Here is a 23,582-nt window from a genome sequence, read left to right as displayed (position 1 = left end):
GGGGCACTGCCGTCATAAAGGAACTAGTGTCAGCTACTGGGATGACAGGAGAAGGAGGCTACTTAGAGGACCCAAAAAGGGTGTCATCCAAGTAGCGTGACTACTTGCTGTATTACAAACTCCAATTAAGTGCAGCATCATCAGTTGCTGGAATGTCAAAGACCGGTTGTGAGATTATCTTTGTCACACTATTTTCAAGCCAATCACTACCCTTTGTTCCAGCCTTTTCAATAGCTTGCTTGAAGCTGTTTTCTAGTACAAAGGTAACAGCTTTATCGACTTGACCATTACCATTTAGAGCGGTTGCTATTGTAGATAAGTTAGTTAACTCGTTGGTTAAGTCAGCAGGCATCTTGTCAGTCTTAGTTTTTATTGTCTCCACTTTACCATCTAGTGTTGATAATGAAGCAGATGTAGCTAAAGGAGCTACTAATGGAGCTAGTTCAGCGGTTTTAGCTAATGTAGCTAACTCAGTTACTAAATTATCAGGCATATTATCAGTCTTAGCCTTTATCGCAGTGACATCAGCGGTTTTAGCTAATGTAGCTAACTCAGTTACTAAATCAGCAGGCATCTTGTCAGTCTTAGTTTTTATTTCACCTACGTTAGTTTTAATATCTGTTATTTTATCAGTCTCAGTCTTTATTGTATCCACTTTACCATCTAGTGTTGATAATGAAGCAGATGTAGCTAAGTTATTTAACGCAGCGTTTAAGTCAGCAGGCATCTTGTCAGTCTTAGTTTTTATTGTCTCCACTTTACCATCTAGTGTTGATAATGAAGCAGATGTAGCTAAAGGAGCTAGTTCAGCAGTTTTAGCTAAAGGAGCTAACTCAGTTACTAAATTATCAGGCATATTATCAGTCTTAGCCTTTATCGCAGTGACATCAGCTTCTAAATCAGCAGGCATCTTGTCAGTCTTAGTTTTTATTATATCCACTTTACCATCTAGTGTTGATAATGAAGCAGATGTAGCTAAAGGAGCTAGTTCAGCAGTTTTAGCTAATGTAGCTAACTCAGTTACTAAATTAGCAGGCATATTATCAGTCTTAGTTTTTATTGTCTCCACTTTACCATCTAGTGTTAATAATGAAGCAGATGTAGCTAAAGGAGCTAACACATTTTCTAAATTATCAGGCATATTATCAGTCTTAGTTTTTATTGCACCTACGTTAGTTTTAATATCTGTTATTTTATCAGTCTCAGTCTTTATTGTAGTTAAGTTAGCTGTTAAGTCAGCAGGCATATTATCAGTCTTGGCCTTTATAGCAGTAACATCAGCTCCTAAGGTATCTGTAATCTTATCAGTCTTAGTTTTTATAGCAGTAACATCAGCTCCTAAGGTATCTGGAATAGTATTAGTCTTAGTTTTTATGTCATCTAACTTAGTCTTTAAATTGGCATCACTTACAGCAGTGTTTATAGCAGTAACATCAGCTCCTAAGTTAGCCGGAATAGTATCAGTCTTAGTTTGTATTGTATCCACTTTACCATCTAGTGTTAATAATGAAGCAGATGTAGCTAAGTTATTTAACGCAGCGTTTAAGTCAGCAGGCATCTTGTCAGTCTTAGTTTTTATTGTCTCCACTTTACCATCTAGTGTTAATAATGAAGCAGATGTAGCTAAAGGAGCTAACACATTTTCTAAATTATCAGGCATATTATCAGTCTTAGTTTTTATTGCACCTACATTAGTTTCAATACCTAATAATGCAGCAATTGCACCTCCAGTCATGAAATTTTTTGCTGTAGCACTATAATCTACTTCAGGATCAGCACCATTAGGGTCGTACTTAAAAGTGTCAAAAACATTAGCATTATTTACACCAAAGGTATACTTGTTACCTGTACTATCTTCATAAACTATAGTTTTAATCTCATTTAAAGCTGTTGCATTAGTTACTTGATCTTGTTTTTTAAAACTCAAACTAGCCGGCATATCACCCTCCATTAATTATAAAAACCATAGGGTGCATGAAAAAAGTATAATTTTCGTTAATGCTAGATTTTACATAAGTTTTTCTTGAGATTTGTCGTTTCAGAATTCTTCTCTTGTCATTCCAGTTCCCTCTCTTGTCATCCCAGTGCATGACACTGGGATCTAGTCTTTATTATGCAGCCACTTATTTAAAGTTAAGTTTTCTGGATCCCAGTGTCAAGCGCTGGGATGACAAGAAGGGGGCTACTTGGATGATACCGAATGGGCTACTGGGATCTGTCATTCCAGCGCATGACGCTGGTTCACTCTATGACGGTGTCATCCCAGTGCATGACACTAGGATCCATTTTTCCATCATCAGAAACGTTGTACTTTAATATAAAACGGCTACTTTTATGCTCATCAACTTCCAGTGTCAGCTACTCGGATGACAAGGGAGTGGAATGACAGCTAGCCTGACAATCGTCATCCCGCTACTTGTTAGCGGGATCTAGAGATACCGCGAATGAATCGCGGTATGACGTGTTGCTTGGGTCAGCTATACTTGCCTCCCTGTATGTATTAGATGTAGGCCGAGTTGTGGTCGTGATAAATGTGGTCGCTTGCGCAATCAAACATTTTCGCAAAGCCATTCTCTAGATAAAGATTATATTCGTTATGTTGACCTGAAAATATAGTGCTATCTTGTGTTTCTAAGCTGAAACCGTTTGTATCTGACAGCAACTCATAGTTTAAGTTGTCTATTTTGGTAATGCTACTTATCACTTTACCATTATCATTATTAGATATAGCTAAATCATAATGATTGCCATCCTTCATTATTTTGATGGACACCTTATCTTCAGGTAACACTATAAGTTTCTTTGCGCCACTATCGTGGATTACGAATTTGCCTTTTTCAAAATAGTATTTGTCTTCCGGCAAAGTACCAACCTTATATCCTGATTCAGCCAATTTGTGCCAAAACTTTAACACAGAGCCTTTATCTTCTCCTTCTGCCCTATCATACAAAGCTTTCACATCATTATAATCTATGGTTACATTTGCCTTATGCTTTCCTTCTGAATCTTGCTCGCGACTCTTTTCTATTTTGAGAATTGTGTCTTTCAATATTACCTGCTCTTTCTCCTCCACTAAAGATGCTCTTTTCGTTCTTGTTAAACTTTGTGATGAAATTGACTGATCAGATTGCATTTCGTCTTCTCTCATGACAGTTTGTTCTTTAGCGGCTTGTGCAATAACATTAGTAGTTCTATGTGAAGTATCAACTTCTGTCTCCTTTTTGCTTACACTTACCTGTTCTTTTGGACTTTCGGTTTCCCTTGTGTATATCCTTTGATGGTCAGTGTAGCCTCTATTAGTATCACCGATATCGCCACTGCCTTGATCAAAAGTTATTTTTTTACTTCCATTTCCCATATCCTCAATTTCAACTTGAGGAGAAACAGATGCTAGGAAATCGTTATAACTGTAGTTGTAGTCAGCAGAAAAGAATATTTTTCCTTTAAAATTGTGAAAATTATTAGACAACATTCCAATTTCTTCATCACCATCAAACAATTTTACTTTAGTGAAATATGTTTGATCTTTTATTCTAACTATTTCACCGCTGGAGTTTCTTTGTATGTGATAATCATTTGGGTCGTACTTTATAGCAAAAAGTTTACCAGAGCCATATTTCTCTAAGTTTATAAGGCCCACATTTACATGTTTATGGGAATAATCTCTCTTCTCATATTCATGTGCAAATATTGGATCTATATATCTATATTCATCTGATATATTTGGCATACCTATTGGATGTTCATCACCATCTTTCGTCACCGGAACAAGCTTATATGCTCCGTCTTTTTCCACTAATTTTAGATGAGTGATACTAGTTGGTAATTGAAACCTTATGTTTTTTCCATGATCATGAATGAACAAGTTACTTTCATTTATAACTTCACCTCTTTCATTTTTCACCTCTTCAGTAATATAGAAGCCCATATTTTTGAACTCATGTAAGCGCTCGTCTCCTTGCTTTACAACCGCTTCGTATACATCGTCGTCTGTCCTATCAGTCCCTTTATCATCCAATAATATTTCTTTTTCTACGATTACACCGCTTTCTCTTTGCTCATCAGAATATTGAGCATGTTTTGAATCCTGATGATTCAAGATTTTGGCACCTCTAAGAAGTAGAGAATCTAAATCTTTTTGGATGTGTCCAGTGCTAGGATGCAACAACTCATTCTCATGTAAATGCGCCTCATCAAAGTATTCATCGCGTTTAACTGTTCTGCCGTCTATTAAAGAAGCTTTATACTGACCATTTTCTTGTGTAACTGCCATATAAGCACCACCATCATATTGAGTATTTAAGTTGTGCAATATATCCTCAAAAACGAAAGTTTCTTTAGTTTGGCCTTCAACTTGTTTGAAGAATCCTGATTCACTTAATAATTCTCCAAGCTTTGTATTTCCGTCATATATAGACAGTGCACCCATATCTCCTTTACCAAGAGCCTTTATGGAAAAAATCTTACCTTCTTGTAGGTCAATATGATTTGTACCTCTTATCAAGTTTGAATCGATATTGACCAGCCCATCTAATATTTTTGCTGCTTGGGAATTATTTTCAATTTCATCAACAGCTTTGTTTTTTAGTTGATCAAACTTTAAAAATGCTGGTCTGTATTTTGTATTTTCCTCATTACGTAACTCTTCAATAGTAATCTCTCCTTTATGATATTTTTGATACATTTCACCACGTTCTTTATTCAAATTATCAAATTCATCTACCTGATTCTTAATTTCTGTATCATATTTTGATAATATCCTTAAAGCCTGATTTTTATACTCTTGACTGTTTTGGTACTCATTACCTTGTTGGTCAGAGTAAGTTAGTTTATTCTGTCCATCGGAAGTTTTTACCACCTTGAGGAAATTATATTCCTTTGATATATCAAGTTTATCATTTGTTGCCCTATTGATAGCACGAGCAACATCATAAAATGCAACGTGTTCTACAGGAGAAAAACTTCCAACGTTTTCTCCATCCATTTTTTCTATATTTGCTCTATAGTAGGATACATTTTTAATTTCTCCACCCACTATTTCTTGACCAGTTGCTATAAAATCTCCTTTTGTAACTTGCAAAGCGTTGAGATGTTCCATTGCAGTATCTGTGTCATTCAAATCAAGCCAGTCTTTAAAGGCATCATTATGGCCTCTTATTTGATCTAGAAAATTTCCTGACTTATGTGAATCACCTTTACACAAAGCATCTAGGTAGTCTCTTAATAAACTAGGATCTTTTTCCTGTAAGTACATTATCAACGCATGACCTGTTTTATAAACCAAACTATTTTCTTCGCTGTCCTTTGAATATTCTAAACTTAAAATTTTATCTAAATCCAAATTTGCAGCTTCGGTTTTATCAATACTTGACCCTTGAGAATTGAATTTATGATCTGAATGGTGCTCAAAGTAATCTGCAATTCCTTCCATTAATACTGTAGGTAAAGATTTGCCTCCTGTAGCCAAGTAAGTTAAACCATGTGCAAATTCATGCTGAAGGTTATGAACGCCACCTTGCTGATAGACATACATTTCAGCAAAAACATCAGCTTCCCCTTTGTAGTAACATTTACCACCCTCATCTCCAAGGTAAGAACCGAAACGCTCGCTTCCGCCAAGGTGAGTGTAATCATCCTTGTCATCAAACATGTAAATTTTAAATGTTTGTTCTGAACTGTTGCGTTCTAACTCGAATGCGTTTTTAAAATTAGTAGCTGTTTCTCTTATCTCACTTTCAATGTTAGCAATTTTACTTGCTCTTAAATTATGAGAATAAACCTCTACTTTAATGTTTAAATCACTAATTTCTATAATATGCTTATTGTTGAAATATTCTTCTTTAGTTATATTTTTATTTATTTGTTGATTGATCGACATAATTCTAACCTCTAATTTATTAACTCTTCAAATATAAGGTGATCTCCCTAAAAAAAACGTAAATGCTCGTATTAATATAACTTCTATCTTAGTAAAAAAATATAAGTTGTTAATTTTATGTGAAAAATATAGGGTATAGCTGAAGTTCTATACAGCTATATTCCGGAATCACATTGGACAAGGACAAAAGCAAAGTGGTTTATTGACTTTCATTCCACCAAAGCACTATACTAAAACCACGATGGGTAATTAGCTCAGTTGGTAGAGCACTTGCTTGACGTGCAAGCGGTCGCTGGTTCGAACCCAGTGTTACCCACGTTTTTGTTTATGAAAAGATTTTATATGACAGCAGTGCATAACGGTAAACACTCAGCAGCGCAGTCCAAGCGCTTAATCTATTCCATAATAATAGTTGCGATAACAATGTTTATGGAAATAGTAGGTGGAATAATTTCACATTCGCTTGCTCTATTATCAGATGCAGGGCATATGCTCACTGACCTCTTTGCCTTGGTTTTAAGCTGGTTAGCACACAAATTTTCAGCTAAGAAATCTGATCTGCAAAGATCATACGGATATCATCGGTTGCAGATAATTGCAGCATTTGTTAATGGTTTAACTTTATTCTTCATTGCAGTAATTATTATAATTGAATCAATAAAGAGGTTTATTTTTCCAGTCAATGTTGAGTGGAAAGTAATGTTAGTAATTGCTACACTTGGCCTAATCTCTAATATTATAGTCTTTTTTATATTACATAGTAAATGCGAAAGCAATATAAACATAAAAAGTGCTGTATTGCATGTTATAGGAGATATTTTAGGTTCTGTAGCTGCTATACTTGCATCCATAATTATCATGTTTACTGGGTGGCAAATAGTAGATCCTATCTTATCAGTGTTTGTTAGTGTAATAATCCTAAACAGTGGCTACAAAATTCTAAAGAATTCTTGCCACATACTTCTTGAAGGTACACCTGAAGGGATATCTACTGAGGAAATAAAAAGTAAGATCACATCAGAATTACCTGAAGTGATAGATGTGCACCACATACATGCATGGTCACTGTCTGATAATTATTTTATAATTACCATGCATGCCAAAGTAAAGCAAGATGCACAACACACTGATACTTTGTACAGAATAAAAAAAATATTGCTAGATAAGTTCGAGATAGCACACTCTACAGTCGAGATTGAATACGATGAGTGTGCGGATAATAAGATACTTAAACATTGACATTTAAAACTATTGTGCTATTGCTAAAACATAATAATGTCAGAAGGTAAGTTATGATAGGTATTTCTCAAGTACAATTTCCTTCAAGAGAGTCTAGTCGGTTAAAGTTTGTTAGTTATTTTGCAACTTTTGTTTCTTTAAGCATTATCACTAATCCCGTTAGTGTTCTTTTTTCTCTTGGTACTATATTCTTCAGGTCTGAAATTAAAACTTTTTATACCTACAAAGAAATAAAAGCGGCAAAACAGCAAAAAATAAGTAAAAAGGAGTATTGGGAAATATTTCTTAAAGGCAATACGATCAAGATAGTGTCTTTTTTCTTACTTTCTGCATTTATAACATACTTAACTTTCACCTCCACTTTCTTACTAATTTCGTTGCTGGGAACTATACCACTTACAATGCTATTAATTTTATTGCAGAGTGAACTAAGGCCAAAAGATTTTAACCCATTTACACTGCTTAAAGCTTCCATGAATTTCTTTCGGGAAGGCATGAAAGAGAACTTACGTGGTATAGTTAATGATCTTGATGTTAATCTTGAACATTTACTGCCCCATCAATTAAATGATGATATCATTAAAAATATCGATAAATTAAAAGATAAGTATAGTGAACAAGTACCTGAAGACGTAATCAAAAATGATGAATATATTCAATTCATTGGATATATAAACAATTTATATGAGTTTAGTGATGAAGATAAAGGAAGAGTAATCGAATTTTTAGGGGATTTTTGCAAAGATGATCAAAAGCATAGCTCTGGCTTTACAGGTGGACAGATTTTACTTTTAGTTCTGAAAGCCTGCAATGATGGAGACAGAGAAACTGTAAAAAATAAAAAAGACGCGTTAATTACAAATTTGCTTGATAGCCAAACTTTCTCCAGAAAAGAACGAATTCCTAACACCTGTTTTACCGGTATTGTTTATAGGATGTTAAGTACATTAGAAGGTATTCATCCTGATCCAGAAATTAGATTTACTCCTCCTAGGCAAATATTACTTTCAGAAGCAAAAAATGAAGCACGTGAGTTTATGTTAGACAGGTTAAAGAATAAGAAAAATAACAAAGAAATCTTTAACGCTTGGTATAAGGCTCAAGATAACCCCGGTGATAATGAAAGTCAAAAAATAGTTGATGATTTTATTTCAGAAGTAAGTATTCCTTTAATGAGAAAATTATTGAGTATTACTTCTCAATATAGTGAACAAATTGTGCTGACGTTAATGAAAAGCATTGGTTTTATGGAATTAAATATGCTAGAAGATTTTCTTCTTGACCATATAAGAAATAAGCTGAAGGAAAATAGTTTAGATAATCAAGAACATTTATTAAAAAACGTTAAAGAAAAAGTATTCTTAGGGCTATTAAATCGAGATCTACTCAAGACAGATTTTTCTCTCAAGGATTCATCTTTGGATGGAGCTAAAAGAATAGCTAATAAGATAATAGAAGAAGAAGTAAAGGAATTTGAGTTGAAAACTGAAAAAACTATTGAGAATCAAATAAATGGAAAAATAGATATATTGCTTGCTTTAAGACAAGAAAAAATAGAAGTATATTATAGGGTTCTTAGAGAAAGCGGATATCATGACTTGAACGCTGCAAGAAAGGAACAAATAGATAGCGTTTTAAACAGTAAACTACAAATCACAGCAGAAGAAGCTCCAAAAGAACTATTGAAGTTAAGGGTAAAAAGGGTATATGAGTCAAGTAAAGGTAATGTGACTCAGCTTTATGAAAAAATAATAGAAACAAAAAAGGAATTCATTGAAGACGGACTTTTAACACCTCAAGAAGTAGAGAATATAACAAAAGCAAAAATCATAGACTTAAACGAAAGGGACAAAATCATACCGTCAAGCAATTTGTCTCGTAGTTTAAGTGTCAATAATTTGGCAGCACATTATCTATAAAATTTATACTCTTTACCTTGCAGAAGATTCACAATATTTCTGTGGTGTTTTAGGAAAACTAGTGCTCCTATAACTAGTAATGTTAAGAACAAATTCCTCTGAAAAAAAAAGGACCATGCTACAGCCGTTGAAGTAGCACTGAGTGAAGCAAGGGAAGAGTATCTAAAAGCAAGAAAGACTATTATCCAAATTATTACGAATACTAAAGTAATATCAATGTTAAATGCTATCAGTATCCCTAGAGTGGTTGCAACGCCCTTTCCTCCACTGAATTTTAGCCAAATAGGAAACATATGTCCTAAAACTGCTAAAATTGCAGATGCATATATATAAAAATCGTTATTATCACAAAATTGTTGTGCTATATAAACTGCAATGAATCCTTTCAAGGAATCCAGAAGTAATGCCAAAGCAGCAAGAAATTTATTTCCCGTCCTTGCAACGTTTGTAGCACCAATGTTTCCTGAACCTATTTCTCTTAAGTTTATCCCTTTTATTCTTGTAATGATTAAGCTAAACGGTATTGAACCGAGTATGTAGGATAGTATAAGGATTGCGTACCTCTCCATCATTCTAGCATCCTCTCTCTTGTCATCCAAGTAGCTGACACTGGGATGGCTTTGTTGCATCGCTCAAGTGAAAAGAACTGGCAGTTACTGACAAAATTCATTATAAATAGCCATTTAACTGTTGAAGAAAAAATATGCCACAAAAAATGAGAGTCAGTAACTGCCATGAATATAACAAATTTCTCCAAGAAAGAGGAAGCATTTTTTGTTATATCAATGACGCCATAGAAAATTGGTACGAGAATTGTCTAAAAATGCAGGGCGGCAACTATATTTATAGTGATAAAGTTGTGATTTTGGTGCATATAATCGTCAGTTTCTTTAGAATTGGTTTAAGACAAACAGTCGGGTTTATAAAAGGGTATTTGCAACAAATAGGAAGAGATTTGCAGCTATTCACAAGCATCAAAAGAAACTTAATATTAAGATAAATGATTGCAGAAAATAATATGGAAGATATCGAAATTGCTATAGACAGTACAGGAATTAGTATATACAACAACACACAGCAAGGAAAATAGCACTGACAGAGTGGCTATGAGCAAACGAGAAAATTGCATGTAATGTTGAATATAAACAACAAAAAAGCCATAGCTGTAAAATACAGTAACGGTGTCTACTCTGATCACTATGGAGCTTGTGATTTGCTAAAAGAAGTTGATTTCAGCATGCCATAAAAGCACTATATGCAGATAGGGCATATGACAGAGAAAAGCTCTATAAGCTGTGTAATCAATATGGTATAAAAACGAAAATTCCTCCGAAAAACAACGCAGCAGAGCATCCAAAATTGGATTATATGCTTGATAGAAATGCCGCTATTCAGTTAATGAAATTACATGGTGAGAATGGTATAAAAAGATGGAAAGAAGAAGTAAATTACGGAAAAAGATCGTATATTGAAGGATTTTTCTCAAGGTTGAAGCGAATATTTGGGTTTAGTTTTAGGAGCAAATCTGAGATTAATCGTGAGAAGGAACTGCTACTCAAGTGTTATTTGCTTAACAAATTTACTGATGGCTAAGTTTGAGATAGCTTCATGAATTTATTGTACGTTACCTACTATCCGAAGAGCGATGCAACAAAGCCATTCCAGTGTCAGCTACTTGGATGACACTTTCCGTATAAACATTAACCAAGCGAAAAAAAAGGCAAAAGAAGCCCCGTGGTTGGCTAATTACTTACATTATACTTTCAAGTATGGCGTTTTTTTATTCTAAACGTCTAATAACCGCGATTCAGTTGCTTTTAAACCGCAACTAATCTAAATTATAAACGTTAAGAAATTTACTAAACAGAAAAAAAGGCAAAAGAAACCCTAGGGTAGCTAGTTATTCACTATCCATTTTTTAAGTTGGCGTTTTTTTATGTTTTAAACAGCGCGTTTCAGCTTATGTAGGTAGAAGTTTTATAAAGACATAAGGTGCACATAGTGCAAAAAATTAAACATGAGACGCCAGATACGTGAGTTTTTTTGTCATTTAATCTGTACAGAGAAGATAAATAAATAGCTTCAATTTCATGATAAGGGCGCTGGTGGAGTTTATCAAGCAACTTTCTATATAATATTTTCTAAAATAAATAGACTTCTCGCATCCAATTTCAGCAGCGCGTGACACACAACTGTAATGACAAGGTGTTGCAAGATAAACATCATATTCACACGAAATACTTGACTTCACGTGTACTAAGAAGCATTTTATATATGTTGTGTGCCCGTAGCTCAGCTGGATAGAGCAACAGCCTTCTAAGCTGTGGGTCGTAGGTTCGAATCCCACCGGGCACACTCTTGTATCAATACTTTCTATAAATCTTTAAGTACTCTGGTACCACATTTTCAATTGCTAATGGTCGAATTTTCATCATTTCAAGATCATCTGACTTTTCGATTGAACTATTCATCATAATTTTCACCTGATCTCGAGTAAGCACAGGGTTCGTATCTCCGGTTATTGGTTTTAACAGCATGGAAATAATTTTATTTTCTAAGAAGAAAGCTATCAACTTTGCCATTGGAAAAGATACATTGATCAATAAACACTTTCTGTTAGTAACATTCAGAATAAACTTTAATAAGCTTTTGAAAGAGTAAACTTTTGGCCCACCTATGTTATAAATTTTCTTGTCTTGCTTATTAGAACTGACAATGCGATACACTACTTCAGCTAAGTCTGTTACACATATTGGCTGAAATTTAGTTATTCCACTGCCGATCAACGGCAAAAAAGGAAGAATAGTTGCTAATCTTGCAAACTTATTAAAGAAGTTATCTTCTTTGCCAAATACAAGACTTGGCCTAATTATTATTGCTTCTTGAAATGCTGAAGTTACAGCTTTTTCACCTTCTAATTTACTTTGAGCATATTTTGACAGTTTACTATTTTCTACTCCCATAGCAGAAAAATGTATCATCATAAGTACATTTTTCATTTTTGCAGCTTTTGCTATCCTTTCAGCTATTTTAACGTGAACAGCGTAAAAATCGTGCTTTTTTGCTTCATATAATATTCCCACTAAGTTTATAGCTACATCACATTCTTCCATACCCTCCAGAACTGATTTTTCATCAAAAAAATCGCCTTTAAATATTGATATTTGTCCTAAATTGCCACACAATTTTAAACAAGCAGCTTTTTCCTGATTACGAATGAATATCTTTATCAAATATCCTTCTGCTGCCAAGCGTCTTACGATGTGTTTCCCTATAAATCCCGTTCCACCAAAAATAATTACACGTTTTGTCACGATTAAAGTTCCTAAATAACTTGTTACTGTAAATTAATACAATGATTTTGCTTAATATTCTATTATGAATTCCCGTACAATAAGATCCATTTTCATTCCTCGTGAGCCTTTAACTAGAACTACATCATTATCTTGAATAATGTCAGCTAAATTACTTTTCAATTGATTAGAATCATTAAAATGTGCGCCTCTCATATTATCTGGCAAAAGCTCATGCAATTCTAACGTAAATTTACCAACTGTATAAACTTTATCTACATTATTTTCTGTGATAACCTTAACCAGATCTGTATGAAATTTTATGCTTTCATCACCAAGTTCCAACATATCACCAAACAAAGCTACTTTTCTCTGATTAGAATATGCACTCAAAGTTTTTATTGCAGCTTTCATCGAAGTAGGGCTGGCGTTATAGGAGTCATCAATTAAATGTATGTGTTTTCCATTGTATTTGACTTTATTAACATTACCTCTACCTTTCGTTACACTAAAATTCTCAAGTGCAAGTGGTACATCAAGCCCTAGACTTTGCACAACTGCTGCAACAGCAAGTAGCGAGTAAGCAAAGTGCTCACCCTGTACACGTAAATCACAGTTTATAATTTGATTATCACTCAGCCTGATTTTTAAATTTAACCCGTCATCGTTGCTTATTATGTCTAATAAGCAAACTTCAGCATTTTTATCTTTACCGAGGCTTATTACATTTCTATTGGCGCGTGATGAGAGATAATCATAATACTTATTATCTCTGCTTAAAACTAAAGTACCGTCATTTTTCATACCAAGCAGAATTTCTAATTTTGCTTGTGCAATGTCAAATAGTGATGAAAAATTTTCAGTATGTGCAGGTTCGATGTTGGTAATAACTGCAATATTTGGATTACTAATCTTTGATAATTCTTTTATTTCACCAGCTTTATTCATTCCCATTTCAAGGATTAAGTACTGGCAGTTTTTTGGAGCTTTTAGAATTGTCAAAGGCAATCCTATATTATTATTTAAGTTACCTTCGTTTGCATGGGACACTCCATATTGCGATAAAACAGTGTGCAGCATATCCTTTGTAGTGGTTTTCCCGACACTGCCTGTAATTGCAATAACTTTAGCATCAACAAGAATATTTCTAATATAGTATGATGCCATACCGTGCAAAGCTTTTAGGGTATCTTGTACAATAATGAGAGGGAAATTTTTATATTTATCCTCACTCACTATTGCAGCGACAGCCCCTTTTAAAAACGCTTCATGCAAAAAATTATGGCCATCAAAATTCTTTCCCTTGAGGGCAATAAATAAATCACCTTTTTTTATGCTTCTTGTGTCCGTTGAAATATTTGAGCTATGTATCCAATTATAACCATTTACATCTGTTCCGCCAGTTGCGTCAATGATATTATTTGTGTTCCATTTAAACATAATTTAGAGAGTATTGTTTATAATAAATTGAACAATAAAAGTAGCGAAAATACTACATGTTTTAAACAATGTACAAATAATGGTTGCAATCTCTATAATTCTATCTTATAATGAATATATAAGTTTAAACATTTTTGTCTATAATTAAAATGTATTTAGTTATAGAAAGTACCTTGGGGGTATGTATATGTTAGCAAAAATTGGCAATGCAGTTTCAGGAGTAGGAAATTTTCTAGGTAGAGGTGCAAAAGCTCTATTTGGGGGTATAATATATCCTATAAAGCCTTCAAATTGGTTTAAGTCCTGGAGCGAAATGTGGCACGACATGAAAAATGGCGGGCGTTATATTATTGGCAGCCCACCTAAAGAATATGATCCACCTATAGAAACCACACAAGCTAGTAAGGATCTTGGCGTACAAATAACAGAGCAAAAGAAAGGGACAGGAAAGGTAAGTTTTTTAGCGTCAAGGACTCTTACGGGAGATATACCTTATTTGAACGATGAACAATTGGGTAAAATAAAAACAGATTTGCCAAATGTAACTATTTTTAGAGGAGAAAACAAAATTGTCATTGAAATTAACGTTGAGGAAATAGCTAACACTATTAAAACTAATCCTGATAATAAAGGCAAGAGTGAGAAAGAAATAAAAGAGCTTGTTCTTAAAGGAATTGCTAATAAAGTTGAAGGTGACCTCAAGAAGTTTGCAAAAATCACTGGTGGAGAATTTAAAGTTCACAGAGACTTAAAATTGCTGTATGGTATTGCAGAAAAATTGTATAAGGAATATGATAATCAAAAGCAGTCATTAGAAAAGGCTGTGAAGTCTAATCAGCCTTCAGAAACTCTGGCTTTATCTGCTAGTGATAGGAGCGAGGTATTGGAAGCTGCTGAAACATTTGTAGATAGTAGTAGAGGAGAGTTATTAAGGGAAACTGCAAATTGGCAGAATAAAGTTGAGCAGGGTTCTGAAAATATAAGGAGTAGGGGGGTAAAGTTATGAGTTATAAGGGGAGTATTATGAATGAAGTTAAAATAGAGGAAAGACATCATAGTTTAACTGTTCCTGGGGATATGTACTACTTACAACCAGGAGTTATTACTGGAAAAAGGGTAAATGAAATAGAAACCTCTTTTTTGAAAGAACAGCAGAACATGGTAAAAGCAAGGGAACTTGTAAGCTCTTTAAATCTTGAAAATGCTTCTGGTGAAACGATAAAACCACTATCTACGCCTAATGTAGAGAAAAACGAAGGAAGAGGGAAAGGTCGCTCTTAAAATATGAGCAATGAAGTTTATGATAGCAATAACATCTTTGCTCAAATATTAAGAGATGAGTTACCTTGTGAGAAGGTATATGAAAATGAAAATGTACTAGCTTTTCGCGATAAGTACCCTGATGCACCAGTTCACATTTTAGCTATACCCAAAAATCAATATATTTCATATGATGATTTTATTCTAAAAGCTTCTGAAGAGGAGATAGCAAATTTCTTCAAAACTGTAAGAGAGATAGCACATAAATATAATCTAGAAAAAACAGGGTATAGGTTAGTCACTAACTACGGTGAAAATGGAGAGCAGGTTGTACCACATTTTCATGTGCATATTTTAGGTGGTAAAAAGTTAGGAAAGCATGTAAATTCATAGTGTTATATGTTTTGTTAAATGAGCGAATATTTAACCATAGTAATCTTTATCTGCGTATCAATTGTAGTATCTTTTGTTTTAGGTATATTGCCTATGTTTCTTGCAGTGAGTAAGTCAGATAGTGAAAAACTTTCCACATATGAGTGTGGCTTCAATCCACTATCCAGTGCAAGAAAAAATTTTGACATTAAATTTTACCTAGTTTCAATATTATTTATAATATTTGACTTAGAAATTGCTTTTCTTTTTCCTTGGGCTGTTTCTTTATCTAAGATAAGCTATGGTGGATTTTGGTCTATGATGGTATTTCTTGCAATACTCACTATAGGTTTTATCTATGAATGGTGTAAAGGTGCATTAGAGTGGGAGTAGTTTATGACAAATCAAATTCTATCTAATGATGACTGGGGTCGTTATAAAAAAGAAGGGTTTCTTGTCACTAAATTTGGTGATTTAACAGATTATGTAATGAATTGGGCAAGGTCTGGTTCATTGTGGCCAATGACATTTGGTCTTGCATGTTGCGCAGTTGAGATGATGCACACTGCTTCCAGTCGTTATGATCTTGATAGATATGGCATGATATTTCGTGCAAGCCCACGTCAATCAGATGTGATGATCGTTGCTGGCACACTAACTAATAAAATGGCAGCAGCATTGCGCAAGGTTTATGATCAAATGGCAGACCCAAAGTATGTTGTTTCTATGGGAAGTTGTGCAAATGGTGGTGGTTATTACCATTACTCTTATTCAGTAGTCCGAGGCTGTGATAGAATTGTGCCAGTTGACGTGTATGTCCCAGGATGCCCACCAACTGCTGAGGCGTTGCTATATGGAATGTTATGCCTACAAAATAAAATAAAACGAGCTCAAAATATAAAGCATGGATAAAACTGGAAAATATATACAAAAAAAGCTTAAATGCAAGTGTATTCAGAAAGACGACGGTACTGTTGTAATATATTCAGCTTTAGGAGATATTGAAAAGCACTTACTCTTTCTACGTGATGATGAAAAATTCAGGTTTGAATCATTAATTGATATTTTTGGAATTGACTATCCAGATCGAGAAAAGCGCTTTGAGTTAGTGTACAATTTACTCAGCATTGTGCATAATATTAGAGTACACATAAAGCTTCAGTTATGTGAAAGCGACATGCCTCCAAGCGTAGCGAAGATATTTAGTACGGCTTTGTGGTTTGAGCGTGAAGTGTTTGATATGTATGGAATAGAGTTTTCTGATCACCCCGATTTGCGTAGGATTCTAACAGACTATGGATTCAAAGGTCATCCAATGTTAAAAGATTTCCCTCTCACTGGTTATGAGGAAGTAAGATATGATATAGAGGCAAAAAAGGTTGTATATAATCCTATAGATTTACCACAAGATTTTCGTATGTTTGATAGCCTATCGCCTTGGGAAGGCGAAACCATAAAAGTAAATACAAAGGAGTAGAAAATGACAGTACAAAGAAAAAAAATATCTTTGATCGGTGCAGGAAATATCGGTGGAACTCTTGCCCATATGATTGCACTAAGGGAACTCGGCAATGTTATTTTACTTGATATTAGTGATGGAATACCACAAGGTAAAGCACTCGACATAGCAGAATCATCCCCTATTGATGGATTTAATTCTGGTTTAACTGGAACTAATCAATACAAAGATATAGAAAATTCTGATGCAATCATCATAACAGCAGGTATTGCTAGAAAACCAGGAATGAGCAGAGATGACCTCCTGCAAACCAATGCTCAAGTAATGAAAGAGGTTGGTGAAAATATTAAAAAATATTCTCCAAAAGCGTTTGTAATAGTGGTTACCAACCCTTTGGATGCCATGGTTTCAGTGGTGCATAAATTTTCAAACCTTCCAGCTAATATGGTTGTTGGAATGGCAGGAGTGCTTGATTCTGCCCGTTTTCGTTATTTTCTTGCAAGTGAATTAAATATCTCAGTTGAAGATGTGTCTGCTTTTGTGCTCGGTGGACATGGTGACACTATGGTACCACTCATTCACTGTGCTTCCATTGCTGGAATTCCACTTACTCAAATTATTGATATGGGTCTCATCACGCAGAAAAAAGTTGATGAAATAGTGAAGCGCACTCGCAATGGCGGTAAAGAAATAGTTGATCTGCTTAAGTCTGGATCTGCATACTACGCTCCTGCGTCTTCAGCTATATGCATGTTAGAGTCATATTTAAAAGATAAAAGGCATATATTACCATGTGCTGCTTACCTTAATGGTGAATATGGTGTAAAAGATTTGTTTATTGGTGTTCCTGTAATTATTGGAAAAAACGGAATTGAAAAGATCCTAGAAGTTAAAATGAATGATAGTGAACAAGAAATGTTTAATAGATCTGTAAATGCAGTAAAAGAGCTAGTGAAGTCTTTAAGCTTATAAATAAATTAGTGGTTTTATAGAGGCTTAAGTTGTATCCGTTCAGAAGAGTGGTTTAAGAAACAATAGATAGGAGATTGTGAAAAGGCCCTTTGTTTCCATGTTAAGTATAACGAAATTATCCGTTTAAGTTCCCCGCTTCGATTGGGTAAAATATGAATTTTTGCGATAAACGACATAATGCCGAATTTGCCGTTCAGCGTGGTTATTGTATCCGTTCAGCAGAGTGGTTTAAGAAACGATAGATAGAAGATTGTGAAAAGGGTTTAGCCTCCTCTGTTTCCATGTTAAGTATAACGAAATTATTTGCTCAAGGAATGAGTTTCCTCGTTCTGATTGTGTAAAATATGAATTTTTGCGATAAACGACATAATGCCGTATTTGCCGTTCAGCGTGATTATTTGTCAGCGGCTGGGTCATCTAAAAATTTCCACATCATTCTTTCAACCCCAGTTGCGGATTAGAAGTCAGTGAAAAAGATAGGGAAATAGGGTAAACTCCGGAAACATATTATCAAAAAGTAGAGAGGTTACCCATGAATAAAAATGTAACAGAATTATTTTGCTTTGTAGACGATTTTTGCAAGGCTATAAACAAAAATTTCGCAGAAAAACTCCTGCCAAACAGTAAAAAACCTACCAGAACGCCAGAGATTACGCATTCTGAAATTCTTACTATAATTTTACTTTATCAACAATCTAGATGTGAGGACTTTAAATCTTTCTATACATATTATTTGAAAGCACTATATGGATCTGAGTTTCAAAATTTGCCAACATATAGTAGATTTATTAGGCTAAAACCGAGGGTTTTATGGTATTTAGCATTACTTTTGCAATGGCTATGTGAGCAGTCGAAAATGACAGGGATTTCGTACATAGATGCAACATCTATCGCTGTTTGCCATCCAAAAAGAATCTCAAGAAACAAAGTTTTCAAAGGATTGGCAAAGCTTGGAAAGACTACATATGGCTGGTTTTTTGGTTTTAAATTGCATATGGTAATTAATGAAAAAGGTGAAATTCAAGGAGTTACACTTACTAAAGGTAACGTTGACGACAGAAAACCAGTACCAAAATTAACTGAAAAACTGACTGGTCTTTTGTTTGGTGATAAGGGCTATATAAAGAAAGAGCTCTTTGCAAAACTCTTCGATAGAGGACTAAAACTCGTTACCAAAGTAAAAAAAGGTATGAAAAACACATTAATGCTACTTGAAGAAAAGATTTTTTTAAGAAAAAGGTCGATTATTGAAACAGTTTTTGGCTACCTAAAAGACAGACTTGAGCTTGAGCATTCAAGGCACAGGTCTCCAATAAATTTCTTGGTGCACGTCTTTTCCACATTAGTTTCATATTCCATGAAGCCTAAAAAGCCCTGTATTTCTAGATTTTACTATATTGATTAATCCGCAACTGGGGTTTTCAGATTTCAAAATATTCTTTGCAACTCGAGACGCTCCAATTGCTTCAGGTAAGCGAGATATTTCCTTCAAATAATACCTTGTACGTTTTCGCAATTTCTTGGCACGTCTAATAAATCTTGAAATATCTATCTCATTTTTTAGTAAAGCTTTTTTCAGTGCAAATAACCCCAGTTGCGGATTAGAAGTCAGTGAAAAAGATAGGGAAATAGGGTAAACTCCGGAAACATATTATCAAAAAGTAGAGAGGTTACCCATGAATAAAAATGTAACAGAATTATTTTGCTTTGTAGACGATTTTTGCAAGGCTATAAACAAAAATTTCGCAGAAAAACTCCTGCCAAACAGTAAAAAACCTACCAGAACGCCAGAGATTACGCATTCTGAAATTCTTACTATAATTTTACTTTATCAACAATCTAGATGTGAGGACTTTAAATCTTTCTATACATATTATTTGAAAGCACTATATGGATCTGAGTTTCAAAATTTGCCAACATATAGTAGATTTATTAGGCTAAAACCGAGGGTTTTATGGTATTTAGCATTACTTTTGCAATGGCTATGTGAGCAGTCGAAAATGACAGGGATTTCGTACATAGATGCAACATCTATCGCTGTTTGCCATCCAAAAAGAATCTCAAGAAACAAAGTTTTCAAAGGATTGGCAAAGCTTGGAAAGACTACATATGGCTGGTTTTTTGGTTTTAAATTGCATATGGTAATTAATGAAAAAGGTGAAATTCAAGGAGTTACACTTACTAAAGGTAACGTTGACGACAGAAAACCAGTACCAAAATTAACTGAAAAACTGACTGGTCTTTTGTTTGGTGATAAGGGCTATATAAAGAAAGAGCTCTTTGCAAAACTCTTCGATAGAGGACTAAAACTCGTTACCAAAGTAAAAAAAGGTATGAAAAACACATTAATGCTACTTGAAGAAAAGATTTTTTTAAGAAAAAGGTCGATTATTGAAACAGTTTTTGGCTACCTAAAAGACAGACTTGAGCTTGAGCATTCAAGGCACAGGTCTCCAATAAATTTCTTGGTGCACGTCTTTTCCACATTAGTTTCATATTCCATGAAGCCTAAAAAGCCCTGTATTTCTAGATTTTACTATATTGATTAATCCGCAACTGGGGTAAATAACTCATTGGCTACATTTCTCAAGTAACAGCCCAGAACTTTAACTTCAAATTTCCAACTATGCGCTAATCTTTCAAAATCCCTTGATCCAACAGATTTGCCTTCTTTCATCAGCAAAGTAGTTGTATGCTGCATATCTGTCGGTTACTACCAAGCTATTACGATTGCAGCATACACTATTTTTTAAAACTTTCATTCCCCTTGACTCTGTCAACTTCACAAAACTTGCCGTATTGCTTCAACACCAAGCGAGTTTACCTTTGTTATAATGGCTCGTTTCATCAATATGTAGAACTTTTATCTCTTGTTCGATCTGTTCATACATTTTTTTGCATTTTGAAGCAACTCTATGTTCACTATTTGATATCTTACTATTACCCACAAATATAGATGTACTTATGAATAAAGTATTACAATATTAGAGTTTGCAAATATTGATGGTATAAAAATGGCAAACGAGAGTAATGAGTGGGCTAAAAATGAATTTGGAGATGCTTCACTTGGAGATAAAAGATTGACCGAAAGATTAGTGAATATTGCTAATAGTGTGATAGGTTCACCTGAAAGCTCAATTAATGAGGCATGCGGAAGTTGGTCAGAAGCAAAAGCTGCATATCGTTTTTTTCAAAATGAGAACGTAAAAGAAGTTGATATTCTAGCTTCACACATTGATAAAACAGTTGAAAGAACAAAAGCTCATAAAAGAGTCCTTGTAATTCAAGATACAACTTATATTTCATACTCAAGTCATAAAAAAACAAGCGGATTGGGAAGTATTGCTGGGAAAGGAGGTAAAGGTACAGTAATGCATACAGCCCTTGCTGTTAGTACGGAAGGTTTGGTACTAGGAATATTGGATCAAAAGATTTACTCGAGGCCACCAATTTCTGAAGAAGAAAAAAGACTAAAGAGTCATCGTAGTAACGTTCATATTGAGGATAAAGAAAGTATGAAATGGCTAGAAAGCTTAAAGAAAACAAATAATATTATAGATCAGACCCAAACAGAGGTTATAACTGTATGTGACAGAGAAGCAGATATACATGATTTTTTTGAACTTGCACATAATCTTAACTCAGCAATTTTAGTAAGAGCTCGTCACAACAGAAATGTAAATAAAAAATTTATGTATACCAGGAATAAGCAAAAATTATGGTCATTTATCCAAGGTCTTCCTTGCACTGGAAAAGTAGAAGTTGAAATCCCTGCTAGAGATGATAAGCAAAAAAGGACAGCATTTCTAGAAATTAGATTCGGAAAATTTATGATGAGTCCACATGAAAGCCACATAAAATGTAAAGAAGGTCACATAAAATATAAACCAGCAGCATTATTCAGTCTACAACTTTACGCAATTCATGTTGTTGAAAGAAATTCTCCTCCAGGAGCAAGTCCGCTAGAGTGGATGCTTTTAACAAATCTTTCGGTCAGTACTTTTGAAGAAGCTGTTGAAAAAATTAGTTGGTATTGTTTGAGATGGAAAATAGAGATATTGCATAAGATTTTAAAATCTGGTCTCAAAGTTGAGGAATGTAGACTTGGAACAGCAGAAAGATTAATGAGGTATTTAACAGTCATGAGCATTATTGCTTGGAGAATTTTCTTTATTACATCAATTGCAAGAACTAACCCAACATTACCATGTACTGGCTTATTAGCTGAGGAAGAATGGAAAGTTTTATATGTTAAAATACACAGAAAACCATGTCCAAGTATAGCCCCTACTATAAAAGAAGCCGTTTCGTGGATTGCTCAACTTGGAGGTCATTTAGCAAGAAAAAGCGACCCAAAACCAGGACCAATTACTCTTTGGAAAGGGTGGAGACGTCTCTTTGATCTAGCAGAAGGATGGAGACTTGCTCATGAACCACATATTTGTGGGTAATAGTAAGATTTGATATCTTATACCAACCCTCATAAATAACTAGACAAATAATTCACAGAGCAAATGGTTTTGATCGAACTTTCCGTAATATCTCGAATAAATTCAGATACAGCATTTTCAAGTAATTTAATAGAGTCATACATCTTGTTCTTTATTATATTTTCCTTTAAATGTTGCCAAAATCTTTCCACAGGATTGAGCTCAGGCGAGTACGGCGGCAAATAAATTATGGTGATATTTTCAGGAGTTTTTAAACCTTTAGACCTATGCCAACTTGCGCAATCCATGATAAGAAAAGCTTCTCTAGTCCCCAAATCTTTCGACATCTGCTCCAAAAATATGTTCATGCAATCTGTGTTTACATGTGGAGCAAGTAGGCTAATATCCTCTCCATTCCTGGGATTTACAGCGCTGTAAAGATAGAAGTTTTCTCTTCCGATTTTTACTTTAACTTGTGTTCTTGAGCCCTTTTTAAACCATCCATGTCCAACTTTTGAGTGCGTTCCAAATCTCGATTCATCGAAAAAAAACCTCCTTTTTCCGGTTCTTTTCCACAATTTCATTGAGATTTTTTTTGAACTCCTCTTGTTTGTTTTTGTCTTGTTTATAATGTGCTGGACGAGGTGTGATATATGTAAATCCTAGCTTCTTCATAAGCCTTCTCGCCGTTGACTCACTTACTTTGATAGCTAACATTCCTTCAACTATACCTTGCAATTTTTTAGCAGTCAGATTTGCCCCATCTTCTTCTATTACCTCTCTTATTTTTTCCTTCTTCTCCTCGTTCAGTTTTGGTTTAGGTCCTCGCCCTGGCTGTATTGCAAACCCAATAACACCTTTTTCTTTAAATCTTGCAATCCATTTCATTAATGTCGTTCTCGTAATTCTATATATTTTAGCAACTTTTGAGATACCATACTCCTTTGCTGATATTATTGCTTGTAACCTTCTTCCTATCTCTCCTCTTATTCCATATTTTTTTAATTCTAACTTGCATTGATTATATAGTTCTTCTCCTATTGCTTTACTTTTTCCTGCCATAAACTACATATTTATTCTTTCTAGCCTCAATTATTTGTAGTTTTTACTATTTGTCTATCTATTAGTGGAGATTGGTATTACTATTACCCACAAATATAAATGTTTGTTGCATAGCTCTTAATGGCATAACTTTTGCTTGAAATAACTGTTTATATGGTGCAATTTACAGCTTTTAGTTGCTAAAATTATAACTCTTAGTTTAATAATTTTAATCCAATAAGCTTTCAGGTTAATAAAATTAAATTATTTGAGTAAATA

The 23,582-nt window shown here is 34.3% G+C and carries 18 protein-coding genes, 2 tRNA genes and 5 pseudogenes; 15 read left to right on the top strand and 10 right to left on the bottom strand.

The annotated features are described in order from the left end of the window. Positions 1–112: 112 nt before the first annotated feature. Positions 113–1,939 (bottom strand): hypothetical protein, encoded by a 1,827-nt coding sequence (locus tag NBW37_RS07535; RefSeq protein WP_250296392.1) that lies wholly within the window; start codon positions 1,937–1,939, stop codon positions 113–115. Positions 1,940–2,500: 561 nt separating this feature from the next. Next, the gene (locus tag NBW37_RS07530; RefSeq protein ID WP_250296391.1) at positions 2,501–5,878 is read right to left on the bottom strand and encodes a peptidase M2; all 3,378 of its coding nucleotides are present in this window, start codon (positions 5,876–5,878) and stop codon (positions 2,501–2,503) included. Between the two features lie 243 nt (positions 5,879–6,121). Between NBW37_RS07530 and NBW37_RS07525 the strand changes: the two genes are divergently transcribed. The 3 genes from NBW37_RS07525 (at position 6,122) to NBW37_RS07515 (ending at position 9,036) form a co-directional block, all read left to right on the top strand. Continuing rightward, a tRNA-Val gene (locus NBW37_RS07525) sits at positions 6,122–6,194 on the top strand. A gap of 26 nt (positions 6,195–6,220) precedes the next feature. After that, positions 6,221–7,117 carry a cation diffusion facilitator family transporter gene (locus NBW37_RS07520; RefSeq protein ID WP_250296389.1) on the top strand — a complete coding sequence of 299 codons (897 nt, stop codon included), beginning with the start codon at positions 6,221–6,223 and terminating at the stop codon, positions 7,115–7,117. Positions 7,118–7,170: 53 nt separating this feature from the next. Further along, a complete protein-coding gene (locus tag NBW37_RS07515; RefSeq protein ID WP_250296387.1) occupies positions 7,171–9,036 on the top strand; it encodes a hypothetical protein in 1,866 nt (621 codons plus the stop codon). Here the strand turns inward: NBW37_RS07515 and plsY are convergent. Further along, positions 9,027–9,605, bottom strand: coding sequence for a glycerol-3-phosphate 1-O-acyltransferase PlsY (gene plsY, locus NBW37_RS07510; RefSeq protein WP_250297025.1), 579 nt, complete (start codon positions 9,603–9,605; stop codon positions 9,027–9,029). The two genes, NBW37_RS07515 and plsY, sit on opposite strands and share 10 nt — an antisense overlap. A gap of 134 nt (positions 9,606–9,739) precedes the next feature. Between plsY and NBW37_RS07935 the strand changes: the two are divergent. Together NBW37_RS07935 and NBW37_RS07495 are read left to right on the top strand one after the other, a co-directional pair. Then, a pseudogene (locus tag NBW37_RS07935) lies at positions 9,740–10,648 on the top strand (IS5 family transposase). A gap of 669 nt (positions 10,649–11,317) precedes the next feature. After that, positions 11,318–11,391, top strand: a tRNA-Arg gene (locus NBW37_RS07495). A gap of 8 nt (positions 11,392–11,399) precedes the next feature. Here the strand turns inward: NBW37_RS07495 and NBW37_RS07490 are convergent. Together NBW37_RS07490 and NBW37_RS07485 are read right to left on the bottom strand one after the other, a co-directional pair. Further along, positions 11,400–12,350: a complex I NDUFA9 subunit family protein gene (locus NBW37_RS07490; protein WP_250296386.1), complete on the bottom strand. Its 951-nt coding sequence runs from the start codon at positions 12,348–12,350 to the stop codon at positions 11,400–11,402. Between the two features lie 51 nt (positions 12,351–12,401). Then, positions 12,402–13,769 carry a UDP-N-acetylmuramoyl-tripeptide--D-alanyl-D-alanine ligase gene (locus NBW37_RS07485; protein ID WP_250296385.1) on the bottom strand — a complete coding sequence of 456 codons (1,368 nt, stop codon included), beginning with the start codon at positions 13,767–13,769 and terminating at the stop codon, positions 12,402–12,404. Between the two features lie 187 nt (positions 13,770–13,956). Here NBW37_RS07485 and NBW37_RS07480 point away from each other — a divergent pair, with 187 nt between their 5' ends. The 7 genes from NBW37_RS07480 to mdh are packed head-to-tail and all read left to right on the top strand — an operon-like array spanning position 13,957 to position 17,832. Continuing rightward, a complete protein-coding gene (locus tag NBW37_RS07480; protein WP_250296384.1) occupies positions 13,957–14,775 on the top strand; it encodes a hypothetical protein in 819 nt (272 codons plus the stop codon). A gap of 17 nt (positions 14,776–14,792) precedes the next feature. Beyond that, on the top strand, positions 14,793–15,050 hold the full coding sequence (locus tag NBW37_RS07475) for a hypothetical protein (RefSeq protein ID WP_250296383.1): 258 nt from the start codon (positions 14,793–14,795) through the stop codon (positions 15,048–15,050). 3 nt (positions 15,051–15,053) lie between these two features. Then, positions 15,054–15,422, top strand: coding sequence for an HIT domain-containing protein (locus NBW37_RS07470; protein ID WP_250296382.1), 369 nt, complete (start codon positions 15,054–15,056; stop codon positions 15,420–15,422). Positions 15,423–15,440: 18 nt separating this feature from the next. After that, positions 15,441–15,794 carry an NADH-quinone oxidoreductase subunit A gene (gene ndhC, locus NBW37_RS07465; protein WP_250296380.1) on the top strand — a complete coding sequence of 118 codons (354 nt, stop codon included), beginning with the start codon at positions 15,441–15,443 and terminating at the stop codon, positions 15,792–15,794. Positions 15,795–15,797: 3 nt separating this feature from the next. Continuing rightward, positions 15,798–16,313: a NuoB/complex I 20 kDa subunit family protein gene (locus NBW37_RS07460; protein WP_250296378.1), complete on the top strand. Its 516-nt coding sequence runs from the start codon at positions 15,798–15,800 to the stop codon at positions 16,311–16,313. Then, complete coding sequence (locus NBW37_RS07455) at positions 16,306–16,878, top strand: NADH-quinone oxidoreductase subunit C (protein ID WP_250296377.1); 573 nt, start codon at positions 16,306–16,308, stop codon at positions 16,876–16,878. Before NBW37_RS07460 ends, NBW37_RS07455 begins: the two co-directional genes overlap by 8 nt. Before the next feature lie 3 nt (positions 16,879–16,881). After that, positions 16,882–17,832, top strand: coding sequence for a malate dehydrogenase (mdh, locus tag NBW37_RS07450; protein WP_250296376.1), 951 nt, complete (start codon positions 16,882–16,884; stop codon positions 17,830–17,832). Between the two features lie 52 nt (positions 17,833–17,884). Here mdh and NBW37_RS07445 read toward each other — a convergent pair. Continuing rightward, positions 17,885–18,039, bottom strand: a pseudogene (locus NBW37_RS07445) (IS66 family transposase); the annotation flags it as partial. Between the two features lie 21 nt (positions 18,040–18,060). Beyond that, positions 18,061–18,274 (bottom strand): annotated as a pseudogene (locus NBW37_RS07440) (IS66 family transposase); the annotation flags it as partial. A 90-nt stretch (positions 18,275–18,364) separates the two neighbouring features. On the opposite strand from NBW37_RS07440, the gene NBW37_RS07435 reads away from it, so the two are divergent. Continuing rightward, positions 18,365–19,237 (top strand): IS982 family transposase, encoded by an 873-nt coding sequence (locus NBW37_RS07435; protein ID WP_250295817.1) that lies wholly within the window; start codon positions 18,365–18,367, stop codon positions 19,235–19,237. A gap of 15 nt (positions 19,238–19,252) precedes the next feature. Here NBW37_RS07435 and NBW37_RS07430 read toward each other — a convergent pair. After that, positions 19,253–19,420: pseudogene (locus NBW37_RS07430) on the bottom strand (IS66 family transposase); the annotation flags it as partial. An 88-nt stretch (positions 19,421–19,508) separates the two neighbouring features. Between NBW37_RS07430 and NBW37_RS07425 the strand changes: the two are divergent. Beyond that, the gene (locus NBW37_RS07425) at positions 19,509–20,381 is read left to right on the top strand and encodes an IS982 family transposase (RefSeq protein WP_250295817.1); all 873 of its coding nucleotides are present in this window, start codon (positions 19,509–19,511) and stop codon (positions 20,379–20,381) included. Between the two features lie 14 nt (positions 20,382–20,395). Here the strand turns inward: NBW37_RS07425 and NBW37_RS07420 are convergent. Continuing rightward, positions 20,396–20,786, bottom strand: a pseudogene (locus NBW37_RS07420) (IS66 family transposase); the annotation flags it as partial. A 60-nt stretch (positions 20,787–20,846) separates the two neighbouring features. On the opposite strand from NBW37_RS07420, the gene NBW37_RS07415 reads away from it, so the two are divergent. Next, positions 20,847–22,283 (top strand): IS4 family transposase, encoded by a 1,437-nt coding sequence (locus tag NBW37_RS07415; RefSeq protein WP_250295910.1) that lies wholly within the window; start codon positions 20,847–20,849, stop codon positions 22,281–22,283. Positions 22,284–22,312: 29 nt separating this feature from the next. Here NBW37_RS07415 and NBW37_RS07410 read toward each other — a convergent pair. After that, positions 22,313–23,324 (bottom strand): IS630 family transposase gene (locus NBW37_RS07410; protein WP_250295836.1). Its coding sequence is split into 2 segments (ribosomal slippage): positions 22,313–22,810 and positions 22,812–23,324, totalling 1,011 coding nucleotides; the frame shifts between segments, so codons are not numbered across the junction. Positions 23,325–23,582 lie beyond the last annotated feature (258 nt).

The sequence above is a fragment of the Wolbachia endosymbiont of Oedothorax gibbosus genome, assembly GCF_936270145.1.
In the GTDB taxonomy this organism is placed as follows: Bacteria; Pseudomonadota; Alphaproteobacteria; order Rickettsiales; family Anaplasmataceae; genus Wolbachia.
This window is presented reverse-complemented; position numbering and strand designations above follow the sequence as displayed.

Excerpts from the sequence above, each read along its gene's own strand:
- NBW37_RS07535 (WP_250296392.1), bottom strand. The coding sequence starts at position 1,939 with ATGCCGGCTAGTTTGAGTTTTAAAAAACAAGATCAAGTAACTAATGCA.
- NBW37_RS07530 (WP_250296391.1), bottom strand. The coding sequence starts at position 5,878 with ATGTCGATCAATCAACAAATAAATAAAAATATAACTAAAGAAGAATAT.
- NBW37_RS07520 (WP_250296389.1), top strand. The coding sequence starts at position 6,221 with ATGACAGCAGTGCATAACGGTAAACACTCAGCAGCGCAGTCCAAGCGC.
- NBW37_RS07515 (WP_250296387.1), top strand. The coding sequence starts at position 7,171 with ATGATAGGTATTTCTCAAGTACAATTTCCTTCAAGAGAGTCTAGTCGG.
- plsY (WP_250297025.1), bottom strand. The coding sequence starts at position 9,605 with ATGGAGAGGTACGCAATCCTTATACTATCCTACATACTCGGTTCAATA.
- NBW37_RS07485 (WP_250296385.1), bottom strand. The coding sequence starts at position 13,769 with ATGTTTAAATGGAACACAAATAATATCATTGACGCAACTGGCGGAACA.
- NBW37_RS07480 (WP_250296384.1), top strand. The coding sequence starts at position 13,957 with ATGTTAGCAAAAATTGGCAATGCAGTTTCAGGAGTAGGAAATTTTCTA.
- NBW37_RS07475 (WP_250296383.1), top strand. The coding sequence starts at position 14,793 with ATGAATGAAGTTAAAATAGAGGAAAGACATCATAGTTTAACTGTTCCT.
- NBW37_RS07470 (WP_250296382.1), top strand. The coding sequence starts at position 15,054 with ATGAGCAATGAAGTTTATGATAGCAATAACATCTTTGCTCAAATATTA.
- ndhC (WP_250296380.1), top strand. The coding sequence starts at position 15,441 with ATGAGCGAATATTTAACCATAGTAATCTTTATCTGCGTATCAATTGTA.
- NBW37_RS07460 (WP_250296378.1), top strand. The coding sequence starts at position 15,798 with ATGACAAATCAAATTCTATCTAATGATGACTGGGGTCGTTATAAAAAA.
- NBW37_RS07455 (WP_250296377.1), top strand. The coding sequence starts at position 16,306 with ATGGATAAAACTGGAAAATATATACAAAAAAAGCTTAAATGCAAGTGT.
- mdh (WP_250296376.1), top strand. The coding sequence starts at position 16,882 with ATGACAGTACAAAGAAAAAAAATATCTTTGATCGGTGCAGGAAATATC.
- NBW37_RS07435 (WP_250295817.1), top strand. The coding sequence starts at position 18,365 with ATGAATAAAAATGTAACAGAATTATTTTGCTTTGTAGACGATTTTTGC.
- NBW37_RS07425 (WP_250295817.1), top strand. The coding sequence starts at position 19,509 with ATGAATAAAAATGTAACAGAATTATTTTGCTTTGTAGACGATTTTTGC.
- NBW37_RS07415 (WP_250295910.1), top strand. The coding sequence starts at position 20,847 with ATGGCAAACGAGAGTAATGAGTGGGCTAAAAATGAATTTGGAGATGCT.